General features: G+C 66.3%; 20 protein-coding genes, 1 pseudogene and 1 riboswitch. Of the genes and pseudogenes, 7 read left to right on the top strand and 14 right to left on the bottom strand.

What is annotated here, in order from left to right; all coding sequences use genetic code 11:
• Window positions 1–31 precede the first annotated feature (31 nt).
• Together AC4FS3_RS25675 and AC4FS3_RS25670 are read right to left on the bottom strand one after the other, a co-directional pair.
• The gene (locus AC4FS3_RS25675; protein ID WP_491022868.1) at window positions 32–418 is read right to left on the bottom strand and encodes a VOC family protein; all 387 of its coding nucleotides are present in this window, start codon (window positions 416–418) and stop codon (window positions 32–34) included.
• Window positions 419–431: 13 nt separating this feature from the next.
• Complete coding sequence (locus AC4FS3_RS25670) at window positions 432–1,355, bottom strand: AraC family transcriptional regulator (RefSeq protein WP_491022867.1); 924 nt, start codon at window positions 1,353–1,355, stop codon at window positions 432–434.
• A gap of 168 nt (window positions 1,356–1,523) precedes the next feature.
• Here AC4FS3_RS25670 and AC4FS3_RS25665 point away from each other — a divergent pair, with 168 nt between their 5' ends.
• Genes AC4FS3_RS25665 through AC4FS3_RS25655 form a run of 3 tightly spaced genes read left to right on the top strand, consistent with a single transcriptional unit; the run spans window position 1,524 to window position 3,674 of the window.
• Window positions 1,524–2,267: an SDR family NAD(P)-dependent oxidoreductase gene (locus tag AC4FS3_RS25665; protein WP_491022866.1), complete on the top strand. Its 744-nt coding sequence runs from the start codon at window positions 1,524–1,526 to the stop codon at window positions 2,265–2,267.
• A 7-nt stretch (window positions 2,268–2,274) separates the two neighbouring features.
• Window positions 2,275–2,664, top strand: a complete 390-nt coding sequence (locus tag AC4FS3_RS25660) for a VOC family protein (protein ID WP_491022865.1) — start codon at window positions 2,275–2,277, stop codon at window positions 2,662–2,664.
• 8 nt (window positions 2,665–2,672) lie between these two features.
• Window positions 2,673–3,674 carry a saccharopine dehydrogenase NADP-binding domain-containing protein gene (locus AC4FS3_RS25655; protein WP_491022864.1) on the top strand — a complete coding sequence of 334 codons (1,002 nt, stop codon included), beginning with the start codon at window positions 2,673–2,675 and terminating at the stop codon, window positions 3,672–3,674.
• A 142-nt stretch (window positions 3,675–3,816) separates the two neighbouring features.
• Here AC4FS3_RS25655 and AC4FS3_RS25650 read toward each other — a convergent pair whose 3' ends face one another.
• The 12 genes from AC4FS3_RS25650 to AC4FS3_RS25595 form a co-directional block, all read right to left on the bottom strand.
• A complete protein-coding gene (locus AC4FS3_RS25650; RefSeq protein ID WP_491022863.1) occupies window positions 3,817–4,566 on the bottom strand; it encodes an ABC transporter permease in 750 nt (249 codons plus the stop codon).
• A complete protein-coding gene (locus tag AC4FS3_RS25645; RefSeq protein ID WP_491022862.1) occupies window positions 4,563–5,267 on the bottom strand; it encodes an ABC transporter ATP-binding protein in 705 nt (234 codons plus the stop codon). The genes AC4FS3_RS25650 and AC4FS3_RS25645 overlap by 4 nt, the downstream gene beginning before the upstream one ends.
• Window positions 5,264–5,941 (bottom strand): TenA family protein, encoded by a 678-nt coding sequence (locus AC4FS3_RS25640; protein WP_491022861.1) that lies wholly within the window; start codon window positions 5,939–5,941, stop codon window positions 5,264–5,266. Before AC4FS3_RS25640 ends, AC4FS3_RS25645 begins: the two co-directional genes overlap by 4 nt.
• Window positions 5,938–6,888 carry an ABC transporter substrate-binding protein gene (locus AC4FS3_RS25635; protein WP_491022860.1) on the bottom strand — a complete coding sequence of 317 codons (951 nt, stop codon included), beginning with the start codon at window positions 6,886–6,888 and terminating at the stop codon, window positions 5,938–5,940. Before AC4FS3_RS25635 ends, AC4FS3_RS25640 begins: the two co-directional genes overlap by 4 nt.
• Before the next feature lie 11 nt (window positions 6,889–6,899).
• The gene (locus tag AC4FS3_RS25630) at window positions 6,900–7,871 is read right to left on the bottom strand and encodes a HesA/MoeB/ThiF family protein (protein ID WP_491022858.1); all 972 of its coding nucleotides are present in this window, start codon (window positions 7,869–7,871) and stop codon (window positions 6,900–6,902) included.
• Window positions 7,868–8,464 carry a thiamine phosphate synthase gene (locus AC4FS3_RS25625; RefSeq protein ID WP_491022857.1) on the bottom strand — a complete coding sequence of 199 codons (597 nt, stop codon included), beginning with the start codon at window positions 8,462–8,464 and terminating at the stop codon, window positions 7,868–7,870. The genes AC4FS3_RS25630 and AC4FS3_RS25625 overlap by 4 nt, the downstream gene beginning before the upstream one ends.
• Entirely contained in the window at window positions 8,461–9,225 is a 765-nt protein-coding gene (locus AC4FS3_RS25620; RefSeq protein ID WP_491022856.1) for a thiazole synthase, read from the bottom strand. Before AC4FS3_RS25620 ends, AC4FS3_RS25625 begins: the two co-directional genes overlap by 4 nt.
• Before the next feature lie 3 nt (window positions 9,226–9,228).
• Entirely contained in the window at window positions 9,229–9,423 is a 195-nt protein-coding gene (gene thiS / locus AC4FS3_RS25615; RefSeq protein ID WP_491022855.1) for a sulfur carrier protein ThiS, read from the bottom strand.
• Window positions 9,423–10,394, bottom strand: coding sequence for an FAD-dependent oxidoreductase (locus AC4FS3_RS25610; RefSeq protein WP_491022854.1), 972 nt, complete (start codon window positions 10,392–10,394; stop codon window positions 9,423–9,425). The genes thiS and AC4FS3_RS25610 overlap by 1 nt, the downstream gene beginning before the upstream one ends.
• The gene (gene thiD / locus AC4FS3_RS25605) at window positions 10,391–11,203 is read right to left on the bottom strand and encodes a bifunctional hydroxymethylpyrimidine kinase/phosphomethylpyrimidine kinase (protein ID WP_491022853.1); all 813 of its coding nucleotides are present in this window, start codon (window positions 11,201–11,203) and stop codon (window positions 10,391–10,393) included. The genes AC4FS3_RS25610 and thiD overlap by 4 nt, the downstream gene beginning before the upstream one ends.
• Window positions 11,204–11,271: 68 nt before the next feature.
• Window positions 11,272–11,376, bottom strand: a riboswitch (TPP riboswitch).
• A 74-nt stretch (window positions 11,377–11,450) separates the two neighbouring features.
• Window positions 11,451–12,176: a sulfite exporter TauE/SafE family protein gene (locus AC4FS3_RS25600; RefSeq protein WP_491022852.1), complete on the bottom strand. Its 726-nt coding sequence runs from the start codon at window positions 12,174–12,176 to the stop codon at window positions 11,451–11,453.
• Window positions 12,177–12,219: 43 nt separating this feature from the next.
• Complete coding sequence (locus AC4FS3_RS25595) at window positions 12,220–12,981, bottom strand: spermidine synthase (protein ID WP_491022851.1); 762 nt, start codon at window positions 12,979–12,981, stop codon at window positions 12,220–12,222.
• A 703-nt stretch (window positions 12,982–13,684) separates the two neighbouring features.
• On the opposite strand from AC4FS3_RS25595, the gene AC4FS3_RS25590 reads away from it, so the two are divergent.
• From AC4FS3_RS25590 to AC4FS3_RS25575, 4 genes and pseudogenes are all read left to right on the top strand, one after another.
• Window positions 13,685–13,849, top strand: coding sequence for a hypothetical protein (locus AC4FS3_RS25590; protein ID WP_491022850.1), 165 nt, complete (start codon window positions 13,685–13,687; stop codon window positions 13,847–13,849).
• Window positions 13,850–14,067: 218 nt separating this feature from the next.
• On the top strand, window positions 14,068–14,553 hold the full coding sequence (locus AC4FS3_RS25585; protein WP_491022849.1) for a DUF6878 family protein: 486 nt from the start codon (window positions 14,068–14,070) through the stop codon (window positions 14,551–14,553).
• An 11-nt stretch (window positions 14,554–14,564) separates the two neighbouring features.
• Window positions 14,565–14,924, top strand: a pseudogene (locus tag AC4FS3_RS25580) (DUF6915 family protein); the annotation flags it as partial.
• A gap of 263 nt (window positions 14,925–15,187) precedes the next feature.
• Window positions 15,188–15,538: hypothetical protein (locus tag AC4FS3_RS25575; protein ID WP_491022848.1), on the top strand; the 351-nt coding region annotated here is incomplete at its 3' end.

Genomic DNA, 15,538 nt, shown 5'->3' with positions numbered 1-15,538 from the left:
GCCCGCAGACCGGACACCGGTCGCCGGTCCGCTAGCCCGCCGCGGGCAGCGCATAGACCGCCAGCTTGTTGCCATCAGGGTCGCGGGTATAGGCGGCCACCGCGCCCGGTGCCCAGACACGGGGACCAACCGCGCCTTCATCCGGCGCGCCAAGTGCCAGGGCTGCGGCATGAAAGGCGCGCACCGCCCCCTCATCGGGCGCATGGAAGCTGACGGTCGTGCCATTGCCCGCCGTCGCGGGATGTCCATCGCGGGGTCGGGTGATCATCAGGCTGGGTGCCTCTCTGCCCCACATTGATCCCGTCTCGCCCAGATCGAACATCCGGGCCCAGCCCAGCGGGGCCAGCACCGCGTCATAGAATTGGCGCGCCCGTGCGATGTCGTTGGTGCCAAGGGCGATATGTGTGAAAGCGGTCATCCGTTGGTGTCCTTCAGGCCGAAGCCGCGCCGCTGCGGATTTCCGCCAGCACCCGCGCGGCATCGCGTGACGGGGGCAGGCCGAACAGGCGGGCGTATTCCCGGCTGAACTGGGTGGTGCTTGCGTAGCCCACACTGAACCCGACCGAGGTGGCATTGTCCGCCCCGGTCAGCAGCAACGTGCGCGCCTGCAACAGCCGCAGCTGCTTCTGGAATTGCAGCGGGCTGAGCGAGGTCACGCTTTTGAAATGCCGATGGAAGGACGAGACCGACATTGCCGCGCGGCTGGCCATCGCCTCGATGGTGACAGGTTCCATGTAGTTGCGCCGCAGCCATGCGATCACCTGCTGCACCCGGTGCAGCATGGTGTCGGGGGTGGCGATGTCGCGCATCATCGCCCCCATCGGGCCGGACAGCACGCGATAAAGGATCTCGCGTTCATAGATCGGGGCCAGCGCGGGAATGTCCTCGGGCCGGGTCAACAGGCGCAGCAGCCGCGCCCAGGCATCGAGCAGCTCTGGCGTAACGGCGGCGACCGAAAACCCCTCGGGTCGCGCGGCACTGCGGATCGGCGGGATCTCGGCCAGCAGGGCCGCGATGAGCGCAGGCTCCAGCGTCAGGGCCACAGCCAGATAGGGCGCACCATCCGGTGCCGCATGGATCGTGCCGATGGCGGGCAGATCGACCGACATCACGAAATAGGTCGCCGGATCATAGCGCAGCGTCCGGTCGCCGACCGACATGGTTTTGGACCCTTGCAGGATCAGGTTGACCATGGGGGCATAGACCGCCGCCAGTTCATGTTCGGGAACCCGCCCCCTGACCATGGCAAGCCGCGGGATTCCGGTCTCTGTGCGCCGGTTTCCGGCATGCGCCAGCAGGTGGCGCAACTCGTCCAGGGTGCTTTGCGTGGCGTCGACAGGCGTCGGATCGGACATGGGCGAGCGGCCTCTTCTGTGCTGGGGCAGTGATGCGCCCCATTGCCGCCGGTGCCAATGGCGCAGGTGCCGGAAAGCAGGATCAGGCAAGTTTGCGCCATGATCGGGGCCGCGCTGGCGGCGGGTCTGGCCTAGCTAGGATGCAGGACAACCGCAAAGGAACAGCCCATGAAGATCGTCATCATCACCGGCGGTAGCCGCGGCATTGGCGCCGCCACCGCGATTGAATGCGCAAGCGAGGGGATGGGGATCATCCTGACCTACAATGCCAACCGCACCAAGGCCGAGGCGGTCGTCGCCCGGATCGAGGCGGCGGGCGGGCGCGCCATAGCACTGCCGCTGGATGTGGGCGACAGTGCCTCTTTCCCAGGGTTTGCGGCGGCGGTGTCCGAGGCGCTGGCCAGGGTCTGGGGGCGCGATCGGTTCGACGCGCTGGTCAACAACGCAGGCTATGGCCTTTACAACCTGATGGAGACCGTAAGCGAAGACCAGTTCGACAGCCTCTACCGCGTGCATCTGAAGGGGCCGTTCTTCCTGACGCAGGCGCTGCTGCCGCTGATGGCCGAGGGCGGGCATATCGTCAATCTAGTCAGCGCCACCGCGCGGGTCGCCACCGCAGGCGTCGCCCCCTATGCCAGCTTCAAGGCCGGGCTCGAGGTATTGACTCGCTATCAGGCCAAGGAGTTCGGCGACCGGGGCATCCGCGCCAATTCCATCGCGCCGGGCCCCATCCGCACCGAACTGGGCGGTGGCCTGAACGAGGCGTTCGAAACCCTGCTGGCAGGCCAGACCGCCTTGGGCCGGGTGGGGGAGGCGGTCGAGGTCGGCAGCGTGATCGCCAGCCTGTTGTCCGACAAGAACCGCTGGATCAATGCGCAGTCGATCGAGGTCGGCGGCGGTTACATGATCTGAGGCCGCCATGCTGGACCATATCTTTCTGACCGTGCGCGACCTGAGCCGCTCCATCGCTTTCTATCAGGCGGTGCTGCCGGGGTTGGGGTTCACGCAGCGCCATGATTACGACGGCACGAACGGGCATCCCGACCTGAAGGGCTTTGGGGCCGGCGGCCGCATTTTCTTCTGGCTGCGGCAGGGCCAACCTGCCCCGGGCGCGGTGCATCTGGGCTTCGTCGCCGACAGTGAGCGGGCGGTGCAGGCGGCCCATGCGGCCGCCCTTGCTGCCGGGGGGCAAGACCTGCACGGCCCCGGCTCGCAGCTGCATTACGACCCGCGCTACTATGCAGCGCAGGTCCGCGACCCCGACGGCTACAGCCTCGAATTTGTCTACAAGGACTGGCAACACCGATGATGCGACTGATGATCTATGGAGCCACCGGATATACCGGGCGAATGGCGGCGGCACTGGCACAGGCAGCGGGAGTGCCGCTGCTGCTAGCCGGGCGTAACGCGAGCGCGCTACAAACCATGGCGCAAGAGTTGAGAGTTGAACATCTGGCCTTTGCGCTGGATGACCGCGACAGTTTGGACGCAGGCCTTCAAGGCGTCAGCGTTGTGTTGAACACCGCTGGTCCGTTCCGGCATACGGCAGGGCCAATGATGCGGGCTGCCCTGCGGCGGGGGGTGCACTACCTCGACGTCGCGGCAGAGCTCGACAGCTATCATCTCGCCGCCGAGCTTGATGATGCGGCGCGGGCAGCGGGAGTGATGCTGTTGCCCGGAAGTGGTGGCAGTGTGGCGATGCTCGGCTCTCTTGCCGCACGGGCGGCGCGAAGGTTGGACCGGCCAAGGCGGATTAGCATCGCATTAAATGTCGCGGGGCCAATGTCGCGCGGATCGGCCATCACTGCAGCACAGGGGCTGGTCGGGCTGGTACTGACGCGGATGGATGACCGACTGGTAGAGAGCGTCACAGGGTCGCGCGATTTCGATTTCGGGCAGGGACCGGTCGCATGCTTCCCCGTGACGTTGCCTGACCTTATCACCATCGCGCGCCAGACCGGCGCGTCGGATGTGGAGACCTTTGTGCATGTTACGGACGATGCTTTCCCTGGCGGCGATCTGTCTGACACGCCCGACGGACCAAGCGCGCGGGATCGCATGGCCAACCGCTATCAGGCCGCAGTGACCGTGACCGGCGCGGATGGCAAGATTGTCGACGCCCGGCTCGACACCGTGAACGGCTACGGCTTCACGGCGCTTGCCGCAGTCGAGGCTGCAAGACGGGTGCTAGCAGGCGAGGTTCGCCCCGGTTTCCAGACATCCGCGGGGCTTTTTGGGGCCGGTTTCGCCGAAACGATCGCAGATACCACAATCACGCTGGTGGCCACACCAGCCCGCAGGAAAGCCCACGCACCATGATGTCTCAGAACACTGTTGCCACGGACGCATTTGACCCGCACCGGTTCACCGCGACGATCGGCCGGGCGGGTGGGCCGGCGGCGAGAGGGGTTTCGACAGGCATGGTTGTCTTCTTGCTCCGATTGTCGAGTTTGGGCGCGGATCAGGACGGTGCAAACCGCCGGAAGGCTCGGTTGACCACCGCCCCGACCAGCGCGTGGAACGCCAGTGCGATCAGCGTCACCAGCGCCAGCGCCGCGAAGGTCAGGTCGATCCGCATGCGGCCATTGGCATGGATCATCACCGCGCCCAAGCCTTCCGAGCCGCCGACCCATTCCCCGATCACCGCGCCGATGGGGGCGTAGACAGCGGCAAGCTTCAGGCCGCTGCCCAGCATCGGCAGCGCCATCGGCACCCTCAGATGTGCCATCACCCGCCAATTTCGCGCGCCCATGGTCCGGGCCAGATCGAAACAGGCGGGCGAGGTGCGCTCCAACCCGTCGAGAAAGGCCGAGGCCACCGGAAAGAAGCAGATCAGGGCCGCCACCACGATCTTGGGCGCCATGCCATAGCCCAGCCAAAGGGTCAGGATCGGCGCCAGCGCGAAGGTCGGGATCACCTGCGACAAGAGCAGCACCGGACGTAGCGCCTGCGCCAGGCGGGGGAAGGCAGCCATGAGCACCGCCAATGTCGCGCCGACGCTTGCACCAAGCGCAAAGCCGGCAACAATTTCGGTCAGGGTACGCAGGGTCGCGCGGGTCAGGACCGCATTATGGCTGACCAGGGCGCGCGCCACCGCCTCCGGTCCCGGCAGCAGGAAGGGCGGCAGACCGGTTGCAAGGATCAGCCCCTGCCAGAGCGCAACGCACAGAGCGAGGATCACCAGCATTTTGCCGGAGCGGACCAGGGTCATGCCATATCTCCTGCGGTCAGCAGCGCGAGGAGTTCTGCCTGACAGGCCAGCACCCCGGGATCGGAGGGCCGGCGGGGGGCCGGTCCATGCGGCGGGGTGGCCGGGGTCAGCCCGGCCTCGGTCAGCACGAGGATCTGATCGGCCAGCCGCGCGGCCTCGGCCGGATCATGGGTGACCATCAACACGCTGCGCCCGGCCAACAGCCGCGCTGTCAGGTCCTGCATCCTCAGGCGCATCCGTGCATCCAGTGCCGAAAAGGGCTCGTCCAGCAGCACAAGCGGCCGGTCCTCCATCAGGGTGCGCGCCAGCGCCACCCTCTGGCGCTGGCCACCGGAAAGCTCGGCGGGGCGCTTATGTGCATGTTCTGCCAGCCCGGTTTGCTGCAGTATTTCCGCCAGCCGCGCCGCATCGGGCGCCTCGCCGCGCAACCGCGCACCAAGGGCAGCGTTCTGGCGGAGATCCAGCCAGGGCAGAAGCCCCGGATCCTGCGCCATCAGGGCGACCGGCGGCGCGCCATCAAGGGAGCCCTCGAATGTACCCCCCACCGGCAGACCGGCAATCAGCCGCAGCAGAGTGGATTTCCCCACGCCCGAAGGACCCAGCAGTGCGGTCCATTGGCCCGGCGGGATTTCCAGCCGGATCGGTGGGAATAGGGCCTGCCCGCCGATCCGCACCTGGCCTGCCAGGGTGACGGGGTTCATGCCCGGCCAAGGCCCCAGAAGGCAGCTTCCAGCCTGGTGGCGGTGGTGAAGTGGCGGCACAGCTGCTGCCAACGCGGCAGGGACTGCGCGTCAGGCCCCAGCCGGTCTGCCACGGCCCGGTCGATCAGGGCGCCGGTGTCGCGGCAGAGCGACTGGAACTCCGCGCCGCCATAGGTCTCGATCCAGTCGCGATAGGGGGTGTCGCCCGCCTCGGCCAGCAGCCTTGCGCCGATCTCGCCATAGCCCAGCACACAGGGCGCCAATGCCGCCAGCAGATCAAGAAAATCGCCTGAATAGCCCGCCTCCAGCACATAGCGGGTATAGGCGAGGTTTTCGGGGGCTTCCTCCGTCGCCTCCAGATCGGCGCGGGTGATGCCCGCCGCCTCGCAGGTGCGGATGTGCAGATCCATCTCGAAGTGCAAAAGTGCGTGGACCGTGGCGCTGGCGGCCTTCATTTCCTCCAGATTGCCCGCCTTGACCACCGCCAGCGACCAGGCGCGGGAGAAGTGGATCAGGAAGACGTAATCCTGCCGCAGGTAGTTCAGGAAGGCCTCGCGCGGCAGGCTGCCGTCCTTCATCTCCTCAACGAAGGCATGGTGGCTGTAGGCACGCCAATGCTCGCCGCTCGCCGCCCGCCAGGCGTTGAAACTGGTTCCGTAATCGGGGGCGCTCATTCCGCTGCCCCCGGATCGAGCGCCAGCGCCGAGACCGGCAGGATGCTGTCCACCAGCCCCGCTACATGCAGGAAGGTCTCGAACCGCGCATAACGGCCATGATCCAGCGCCGCCGGGCTATGGGCAAAGCGCGGCAGCGTGTCGGCCCAGGCGCGGGTGTTCAACTCGTCCGAGAGGTCGGGCGCGGTGGCGGAAAACACCGCAAAGGCCTCATCGGGGTGGTTGAGCATATATTCCGTGCCGCGCTCGATGGCGCTGAGGAAGCGGGTGATGCGGTCGCGGTCGAAGCTGTCCGAGTTGGCGACGAAGATCAACTCGTCATAGCCTGGCAATCCGGCCTCCTCAGGGAAGAAGCACCGCCCGTTTGCGCCCGCCAGCCGCATCTGCGTCAGCTCGAAATTGCGGAATGCGCCGATGACGGCATCGACCTGGCCCGTCATCACGGCGGGGGTCAGCGACCAGTTGACGTTGATCATCTCGACATCTGCCAGCGTCAGATCCACCGAGGCCAGCATGGCGGCCATCACCGCTTCTTCGACGCCCGAGACCGAATAGCCCACCTTGCGGCCCTTGAGGTCGGCAAGGTTTTGCACCGGGCCGTCGGCATCGACCATCAGGCAGTTCAGCGGCGTTGCGACCAATGTGCCGACGCGGACCAGCGGCAGGCCCGCATGCACCTGCAGATGCAGCTGCGGCTGATAGCTGACCGCCAGATCGGCGCGGCCTGCGGCGACCAGTTTCGGCGGCTCGCTGGGATCGGCGGGGGCGATGATCTCGACCGTCAGTCCCTGATCGGCAAAGAAGCCCTTTTCCTGCGCGAGGATGACCGGCGCGTGATCGGGGTTCACATACCAGTCGAGGATCAGCGTCATGCGGTCCTGCGCAAGGGCGGGCACAGCCGTCAGCAGGGTCGCGGCAAGGGTTGCCGCAAGGCGGGTGGGGGTCATGTCAGGTCTCCTCAGGAACTGGATGTATCGGCCAGAAGGGCGATCTCGCCGGGCCAATGCGGGCGGAGCCGGTCGGCGGCGCGCCATGCGCGCAGGCCCGAGCGGCAGGTGAAGACGGCGCGCTGACAGGCTGCTGGCATCGGCCCCCGGGGGCCAAAAGCCTCGGGGGGCAGGCGCAGGGCATCGGGGACGACCGGAATCGGAGCTTCGGCCTCGGGCCGCAGCTCGATGACATAATCGCTGCTGCGCAGGTGGGATTTGGCGATGAACGGATGGGCGGTTGCAGGCTCAGGTGCCGTATCGAAGCGGAAGGCGGAACTCCTGAACCCCGCCATCTCGTAGCGCCAGAGCTGCCCGAGCGGCGAGGGGGCTGCGCCGAGGATCACCGCCAGCACCATTTGCGCCTGCATCAGCCCGAACATGCCGACCACCGGGCCGAGGACGCCAGCCGTGGCGCAGGTCGCAAGCGTGTCGGGCAGGTCGGGGAAGACCGCGCGCAGCGATGGTGCGGTGCCGCAAAACCCGCCGACATAGCCGGAGGTCCCGAGAACCGAGGCCGAAATCAAGGGCTTACCGAGTATCAGGCACAGATCCGACAGCGTGTAGCTGGCGGCGAAACTGTCGGCGCAATCGAGCACCAGATCCGCGTCTGCTATCAATGCAGGCGCATTGGCGGGGGTCAGCCAGTCGATCACCGGGGTGACGGAGACATCGGGGTTCAGGGCATGGGCAAAGGCGGCCGCCGCCTGCGCTTTCGGCTGGCCGATATGGGCGGCGTAGATCGGCTGGCGGTGGAGGTTGCTTTTCTCCACCCGGTCGGGATCAATCAGCGTGATCCGCCCCACGCCCGCGCCCGCCAGATATTGCACGACCGGCACGCCAAGCCCGCCCGCGCCGACCACCAGAAGATGCGCGGCGCGGATGCGGGCCTGCCCCTCGCGCCCGATTTCGGGCAGAATCTCCTGCCTCGCGTAACGGCTCATCGCGTGGCGTCCAGCCAGTCGTGCAAGCGCCCTTCGGGGTCCGGGTTCAGCGTGATGTCGGTGACGGCCGAGACCACATCTGCGCCTGCCGCAAAGGCCTCGGGCGCGCGGGCGATGCTTAGGCCGCCAATGGCGATCAGGGGGGTCGTGCCGATCTTCGCCTTCCATTCGGTCAGCTTTTCCGTGCCCTGCCGGTGCCATTTCATCTGCTTGAGGATCGTCGGCCAGATCGGCCCGAGCGCGATGTAATCGGGCTTGGCCGCCAATGCGCGGGCGAGCTCCTCCTCGTCATGGGTGGAGATCCCGAGCTTCAGCCCCGCCGCGCGGATCGCGCCCAGATCGGCGGTGTCGAGGTCTTCCTGTCCCAGATGCAGCCAGTCGCAGCCTTCCTCGATGGCGATCTGCCAGTAATCGTTGATCACGAGGATCGCCCCCGCTGCGCGACACAGATCGCGGGCGCGGCGGATCTCGGCGCGGGTCTCGGCCTCCGGTCGGTCCTTGATGCGCAGCTGCACGAGTTGCATGCCAAGGGGCAGCATGCGCGCGATCCAATCGGCGCTGTCGAAGATCGGGTAGAAACGCGGCAGGGTCATGCGAGGAAAGCCTTTCCGATCACGGGGGTGGAGGGGGTGGCCATGTCGCGCGGCTCCATCGGATCGGCGCGGTGGGCGGCGCGTCCGGCCTCGACCGCCAGCGCCATGGCGCGGGCCATCGCGGCGGGGTCACCCGCCTTGGCCACGGCGGTGTTCAGAAGGACGGCGTCATAGCCCATTTCCATCGCGCGGGCGGCATGGCTCGGCAGGCCGATCCCGGCATCGACGACGAGGGTGGTGTCGGGGAATTCGGCCCGCAGCGCCCGCAGCCCATAAGCGTTGTTGATCCCGAGGCCGGAGCCGATCGGTGCGCCCCATGGCATCAGTACCGCGCAGCCCGCATGGAACAGGCGGTCGCAGACGATCAGATCCTCGGTGCAATAGGGGAAGACCTTGAACCCGTCTTCCGCGAGGATCCGCGCGGCCTCGACCAGCGCGAAGACATCGGGTTGCAGGCTGTCGGTATGGCCGATCACCTCCAGCTTGATCCAGTCGGTGCCGAAGAATTCCCGCGCCATATGGGCGGTGGTCACGGCCTCCTTGACCGTGTGGCAGCCGGCGGTATTGGGCAGGATGCGGGTGCCAAGCCCGCGGATCAGCTCCCAGAATGCATGGCCGCCGCCCTGTTCGCGGCGCAAGCTGACCGTGGCGATCCCGGCTTTCGAGGCGCGGAACGCCTCGGCGAGGGTTGCGGGCGAGGGATACTGCGCGGTCCCGAGCATCAGCGCGCTCTCGACCTCTGTCCCGTAGAAGACCGGCATGGTTCAGCCCCCCTGCATGACGGAAAGCGCCTCGATCCGGTCGCCGTGCCGGATCGGGGTGGCAGCACGCAGGCTGGCGGGCACGAAACTGCCGTTGATGGCGGTGGCCACCTTGGCGGTCAGGCCCTGTTCGGCCAGCAGATCGGCAAGGGTGGTGGCAGCAGTCTGCCGCGCCTCGCCATTGAGGGTGATGTCCATCAGGAAACCTCGTCCATGAATTCGGGGGTGATGCCGGTTTCGATATGCTCCGCCGCCATGCGGGCGACAGCGGGAGAGAGCAGGAAGCCGTGGCGGTAAAGCCCGTTGGCATAAAGGGTGCCGCCACGTCTGCGCAGGCGGGGCAGGTTGTCGGGGAAGGCCGGGCGGGCATCGGCCCCGAGTTCCAGCACCTCGGCCTCGCCGAACCCCGGATGCAGCGCCCATGCGGCGGAGAGGAGTTCAAGAAGCGAGCGGGCGGTGACCACGCCGCGCCGGTCGCTCTCGATCATCGTGGCGCCCAGCATGAAGATGCCATCGCCGCGCGGCACGATGTAAAGGGGCATGCGCGGATGCAGCATTCGCACCGGGCGCGAGAGACTGACGCCGGGGCAGCGCAGCACCAGCATCTCGCCCCGCACGCCGCGCAGGTCCGGCAGTGCGTCCCGGGCGGCGAGGCCTCGGGCGTCGATGGTCAGGGCGGGGGCGGGTGCTTCGGAATGGAACGCGACACCGGCGGCGTCGAGGCGGTTTTTCAGCGCCTGCAAGGCCTTGCGGGGGGAAAGATGTGCCTCGGTCTCGAAGAACAGGCCCGTGTTGAAGCGCCCGGCAAGATCGGGTTCCAGCGCCGCGATTCCGTCAGCGTCGAGGCTGCGGTGGTTCCGGCTGCGGCGGGCGAAGCGGGCCAGCTCGCCCCTGTCGCGCTCGGGCGTCAGCACCAGCGTGCCCTTGCGCTCCACCGCGCCGGTGTGGCGGTCCCACCAGTCGATTGCGGCCAACCCAAGGCGCTCCACCGGCTCTTCGGCATCCACGACTTCGCAATGCGGTGCGAGCATTCCGCCCGCCCACCATGAGCAGCCATGCGGCCCGGGCGGGCCTGCGGGGTCAATGATTTCAACGCGATGGCCGCGTGAGGTCAGTTCGGTGGCGATGACAAGGCCCATGACGCCCGCGCCGAGGATGCGGATGTTCATGCCCGTCTTTCCCCATCTGGCCACCAGGCATGGAAATGATGCACCGGCCCGTGCCCCGAGCCGACCGAAAGCCTGTCCGCCGCCGCGATGGCCGCTTGCAGATAGCTATGCGCGCGGGTCACGGCTTCGGGCACGCTCAGACCCTGCGCCAGCCCGGCGGCAATCGCAGCCGAGAGCGTGCAGCCGGTGCCATGGGTGTTGCGGGTGGCAAGGCGCGGCGCACTGATTTCCAGCGGGGCAGGGCCGATCAGCAGATCGGTGCAGACCGGGCCTTCGGCATGGCCACCCTTCATCATGACCCATTCCGGGTCCATGGCGCGCAGGGCGCCACCCTGTGCCTGCCGGGTGGCGTGGTCGCGTGCCGGGGGCATCGCGAGCAGATCGGCGGCCTCGGGCAGGTTCGGGGTCAGGACAGTGGCCAGCGGCAACAGGCGTTCGCGCAGGGCCGCAATCGCCTCGGCGGCAAGCAGCCGGTCGCCGGATTTCGCCACCATCACCGGGTCGAGCACCACCGGCACCGCGCAGTCCTTCAGCGCCGTCGCCACGGTTGCGATCGCCTCGGGGTCGCCGAGCATGCCGATTTTGACCGCGCCCACGGCGAGATCGTCGAAGACGGCCTCGATCTGTGCGCGAACGATGGCGGGGGGCAGGCTTTGAATGGCGGTGACAGCGCAGGTGTTTTGCGCCGTGATCGCGGTCAGCACGCTCGCGCCGTAAACCCCGAGCGCCGAAAAGGTCTTCAGATCTGCCTGAATCCCCGCCCCGCCGCCGCTGTCGGAGCCTGCAATGGTCAATGCGATGGTTGTCACGTCGCCCCCAAAAGTGACCGACGGACTGGTTCTGGGGGCTTGGCGCACGGACGGAATCCCGCCGTGAGATGCTAGAGCTACCCGTTCCCTCCGCCGGTATGAACCGGATCAGGTTCGATGGGTTGGCTATCGCCTCTCAGCCCCGGTTGCCCGGGACACCCCAACGAGTAAGTGGCGCAAACGTTAGAGAAGTTTCGCTCCCAGGGCAAGATCGGGAGAGCTGGACGGGCCGAGATAGGAGACCGGATCACATCAGCAGCTTGATCCCTGATGAGAACAGCAGGACCGAGAGGATGCCACGCAGCCAGCGGTCCGACAGATAGCGACTGCCGATCCAGGCACCGGCTGTCCCACCGATTGTGACCGCGCAAAGCCAGCCGGGCAGGGTGGACGGCATCTGGTCCCAGGCGGCATAGGCGCCGATCAGCGCTGCGGCCGAGTTCAGAAGGTTGTACACGGCCGTGGTCGCCGCCGTCTGGCGTGGGGTGGCCCAGTTCATGCCCAGGATGACGGGGGCCAGGAACACGCCTCCACCCGTTCCCGTTGTTCCTGACACAAAACCAATGACCGCCCCGGTCACGAGCGCTGCCATGAATGGCGGCATGACCGGGGTATCCGGGCGGGAGGGGCTGGCGAGAAATGCTGATCGTGCCATTTGAAGCGCGGACAGGATCAGAACGGCCCCGACCAATGGGAAATAGAGCGTTCCTGGCAGATGGATGGCACCACCCAGCATCGAGAAGGGGAACCCGAGGATGGCAAAGGGCCAGACATTGCGCCACGACAACCGGCCATTTCGAAGATAAAGGGCTGTGCCGATTGCCGCGACGAGGAGGTTCAGCGAAAGCGCCGTCGTCTTCATGGCGAGCGGTTCAAAGCCCGCCACGCCCATGATCGCGATATACCCGGACGCGCCCGCTTGCCCGACCGCCGCATAGACCAGAGCGACCGCCAGAAATGCCGCCGCGAGCAAGAGTGGTTCGCTGTCCAGGGATATGCTCCGAGCTGATCTTATGTCAGCTTATGTCCGGTCCTGCCGGCTGGGCCAAGACCAGTGCGGGCGGAATATGGCCCGCGACCGCCAACCCTGGTGATACTCGCTCACCTTGGAACTGCCGCGCTAGGTAGATATGGTGGAAGGCATCCACCCGCCCGCCGGGCAATTGCACGTCCTCGCGCTGCCAGTTCCAGCCAAGTTCGTTGAGCCTGTCCTCAAATGGATCGGAGATCTCAGCAGACCAGAAGGCCGCAATCCCGCTTGGTCGCAGGGCATCCCGCACCGCGTTCAGGCCGGTTTGTCCGTAGAGGCGCTGGTTGTCATCGCGGACCAGAAAATCCGGCCCGTTGTCAGTATCCATCAGGATCACATCGAAGCCTGGGCCGCTTTCGGCAAGCAGATCCATCACATCCATGACCCGCAGTTGCACTCGCGGATCGCGCAGTGGATGGTCGGCCAGCGGGGCCAGAACCCCGCGATTCCATTCTGCAATCGCCGGGATCAATTCGCAGACTGTGACCTGCGCATCGGGGGGCGAGAGATCGAGCGCGGCCCGCAGGGTGAAGCCCATGCCGAGTCCGCCAATCAACAGGCGAGGTTGGGGCGCGCCGCCAAGCTGTCGCAGGCTGCGCTCGGCCAGCACCGCTTCGGAGCGCCACATGATGTTCGACATCAACTCGATGCCGTTGAAGCGGATCTCATAGATATCGCCGCGTTTGCGCAACAGGATATCGTCGCCCGCCTCGGTCGAGGCGCGGGCCAGTTCAGTCCAGAGTGTCATGACAAATCCCTCGGCCCCGTCAGGGTGCCGGTCTGATGTGTTGCAAGGGAATGGTCTGGGGTTGCCCGGCGGTCAGCGCATGCTCAGCGCACAGGCAACCCAGGCACATGGCGTGCCCTGGTCCCGATCAGCAGCGGGAAAAGCGCTGCGCTGGATTTGCTGCCAATATGATCACTCATGACCACTCTTGTGCCTGATCAACCCGCCTGGAGCAATGGCAGGGGTATTTTCCGAGTCTGAGCTGAAAGCCGGCTGGCTGGTATCGGGCCTTTTTCCTCGAGGATCGCCGCGCGTGGTCTTCACCGGTTCCTTGTGCGCGGCATGGCCTTATGTCTGGGGCCGACGGTCGTGAGTGTCTCCCGTATAATATTCATCTTCAATTTGCGGACCGGATTTCACCGTCTTCAACACGACGAAGAACGCGCCCATCTTGCTCCGAGGCCGGTGGCGAGCGGAGGCATCCCGTCATGGGATCAGGCACCTGTCAGAGCCAAAGCCCCATCCCCGCTTCCATTCGCAAACCTTGGTCCGATCCGTCTCTTTGAAATCAACCCGTAAAGGGTCGGCTTACGCGCGCGTGCCGCCCTCGGGGATTCGGGCAAGGGGCCCGAACGCCCAAGGGTGATTGCAGATCCGGTCAGACACTTCGGGCGCCTGTCGAGCGGGGGATGGTCCCTCGTCTCCAAAGACAGGAGCCAGTCCCATGTCCAGGAAAGATGCCACCGCATTCGCCGCCAGCCTCGCCGCTACGCTGATGGTCTCGATCGTCGTGTTTCAGGCCGGCGATGGCAGCCATGCCGCCATGCCCGCCGATGAATATGATGGCGATGAGACGCTCATCGCCCTCGAGATCGACCCCTGGCAGTGAGGCGCGCAAGCGCCTCACCCCCTTCGGGCGGCTTTCGCTGTGCGCAGCGCCGTCCACGGGGGGAGCGCGATCACTCGCCTGTGGCTCCGCCGCGCGGCGGAGCCGGGATGAACCCGGCACGGGAGAGATCGAGGAGGGGTCTGGGAAGGGCGAGCCTTCCGATCCCAGAGAGAGCGCCGGTCGGCTTCACCCGTCCCTTTGCTCTCAGGAGAAGTCCGATGACCCAAGATATCGCAACAACCCAGGAAGCCAGCCTGGCGGCCGCCATGGCGCAGTTCGATGCCTCGCAGCTGGCGCATCAGACGCTCAACACCACCGCAATGGCACAGAACAAGGAGGTCCTGTTCGCGGCCATGCGCGCCGCCGGGATTACCGAGATCATTGTCACCTTCGACGGCGCCGGCGACAGCGGGCAGGTCGAGGATATTGACGCCCGCTGCGGCGATACCGTGGTGCCGATGCCGAACACGGAAATCACGCTCGCGCAGGTCAGCTGGGGCATCAGCGAGGTTTCGACCAGCACTATCTCGCTGTCCGAGGCCGTCGAGACCCTGGCCTATGATCTTCTTTCCGACAGCCATGGCGGATGGGAAAACTGCGACGGTGCGTTTGGTGAGTTCCATTTCGACGCCGAGGCCGGGACGATCCTGCTCGACTACAATGAGCGGTTCACCTCGTCCGAGCAATTCAACCACAGCTTCTGAGGGCGGAGAACATGGCACATCCCTATCATCACTCCCTGTCCTCGGTGAAAAAATGGGGCGGCCAAGTCGAGGATTACATCGAGCTGCATTCCTGGTTCGATTCCTCGAAACTGATCCTTGCTGACTTCCGGCACCGAGCTTTGCGCCACCATGCCGAAGGCATCTTTCTGCTGGAAACCGTGTTCGGCAAGACGCTGACGCTGTCCTCGGGCCGGGTGATCCCGACCCGTTGGGTGGGCGAGCAGCATGTCCGCGAGGATCTCGGCCATATCCCGAGCTTTGCCGACTGGGCGCGGGCGATCCGTCCGAAACCCTGGATGGGGCGCACCCCAAAGATTGAGGCTGAGGTTGAGCCTTTGCATGCCACCCCGACCCCGGCACCTGATCCGTTCTCCCCCCTTCTCGGCCTGACAGCTGATGCCGCAGGTTTCGCAGTCCTGCGCGCCGCAGCCCGTGCCTTCCACCCCAGTATCCGCAAGGATCCCGGCCTCAGGCTCGCCCGGCGGCGGTTCTACCGCCAGATGCTGGCCGCCCATGCGGCCGCCACGTCCTCGGTCATCTGACCGTTTCCCTCCGCAATCCCGACCAGGCCCGGCCTCGCGCCGGGTTTTCCATTTCTGACAAGGAGCCTGTCATGGCTGACTATTACACGCACTTTTCCTGCCTGCTCGATGCGGGATCGCCCGAGAATGCCGTCAAGGCGATGGCACTGTTCCACCGCTTGCGCGCCGAAGAGGCGGAGGCTGACGAGCCTGCGTTCAACGGCTTCGACCTCGTCCAGCAGGATGGGCCGAGCGGCTCGCAACTCTGGATCCATGATGATGATCAGGGCGATGTCGGGGGCGTCATCAACTTCGTGCTGCGTCTTGCCGAAGAACTGAACCTCACCGGCCTCTGGGGGTTCGATCTCGCCCACACCTGTTCTCGCCCCAGGGTCGAGGCTTTCGGTGGCGGGGCGCATGTCATCGACCTTGGCGCACGCAAG

It is taken from the genome of Pseudogemmobacter sp. TB195, from assembly GCF_058313095.1.
This window is presented reverse-complemented; position numbering and strand designations above follow the sequence as displayed.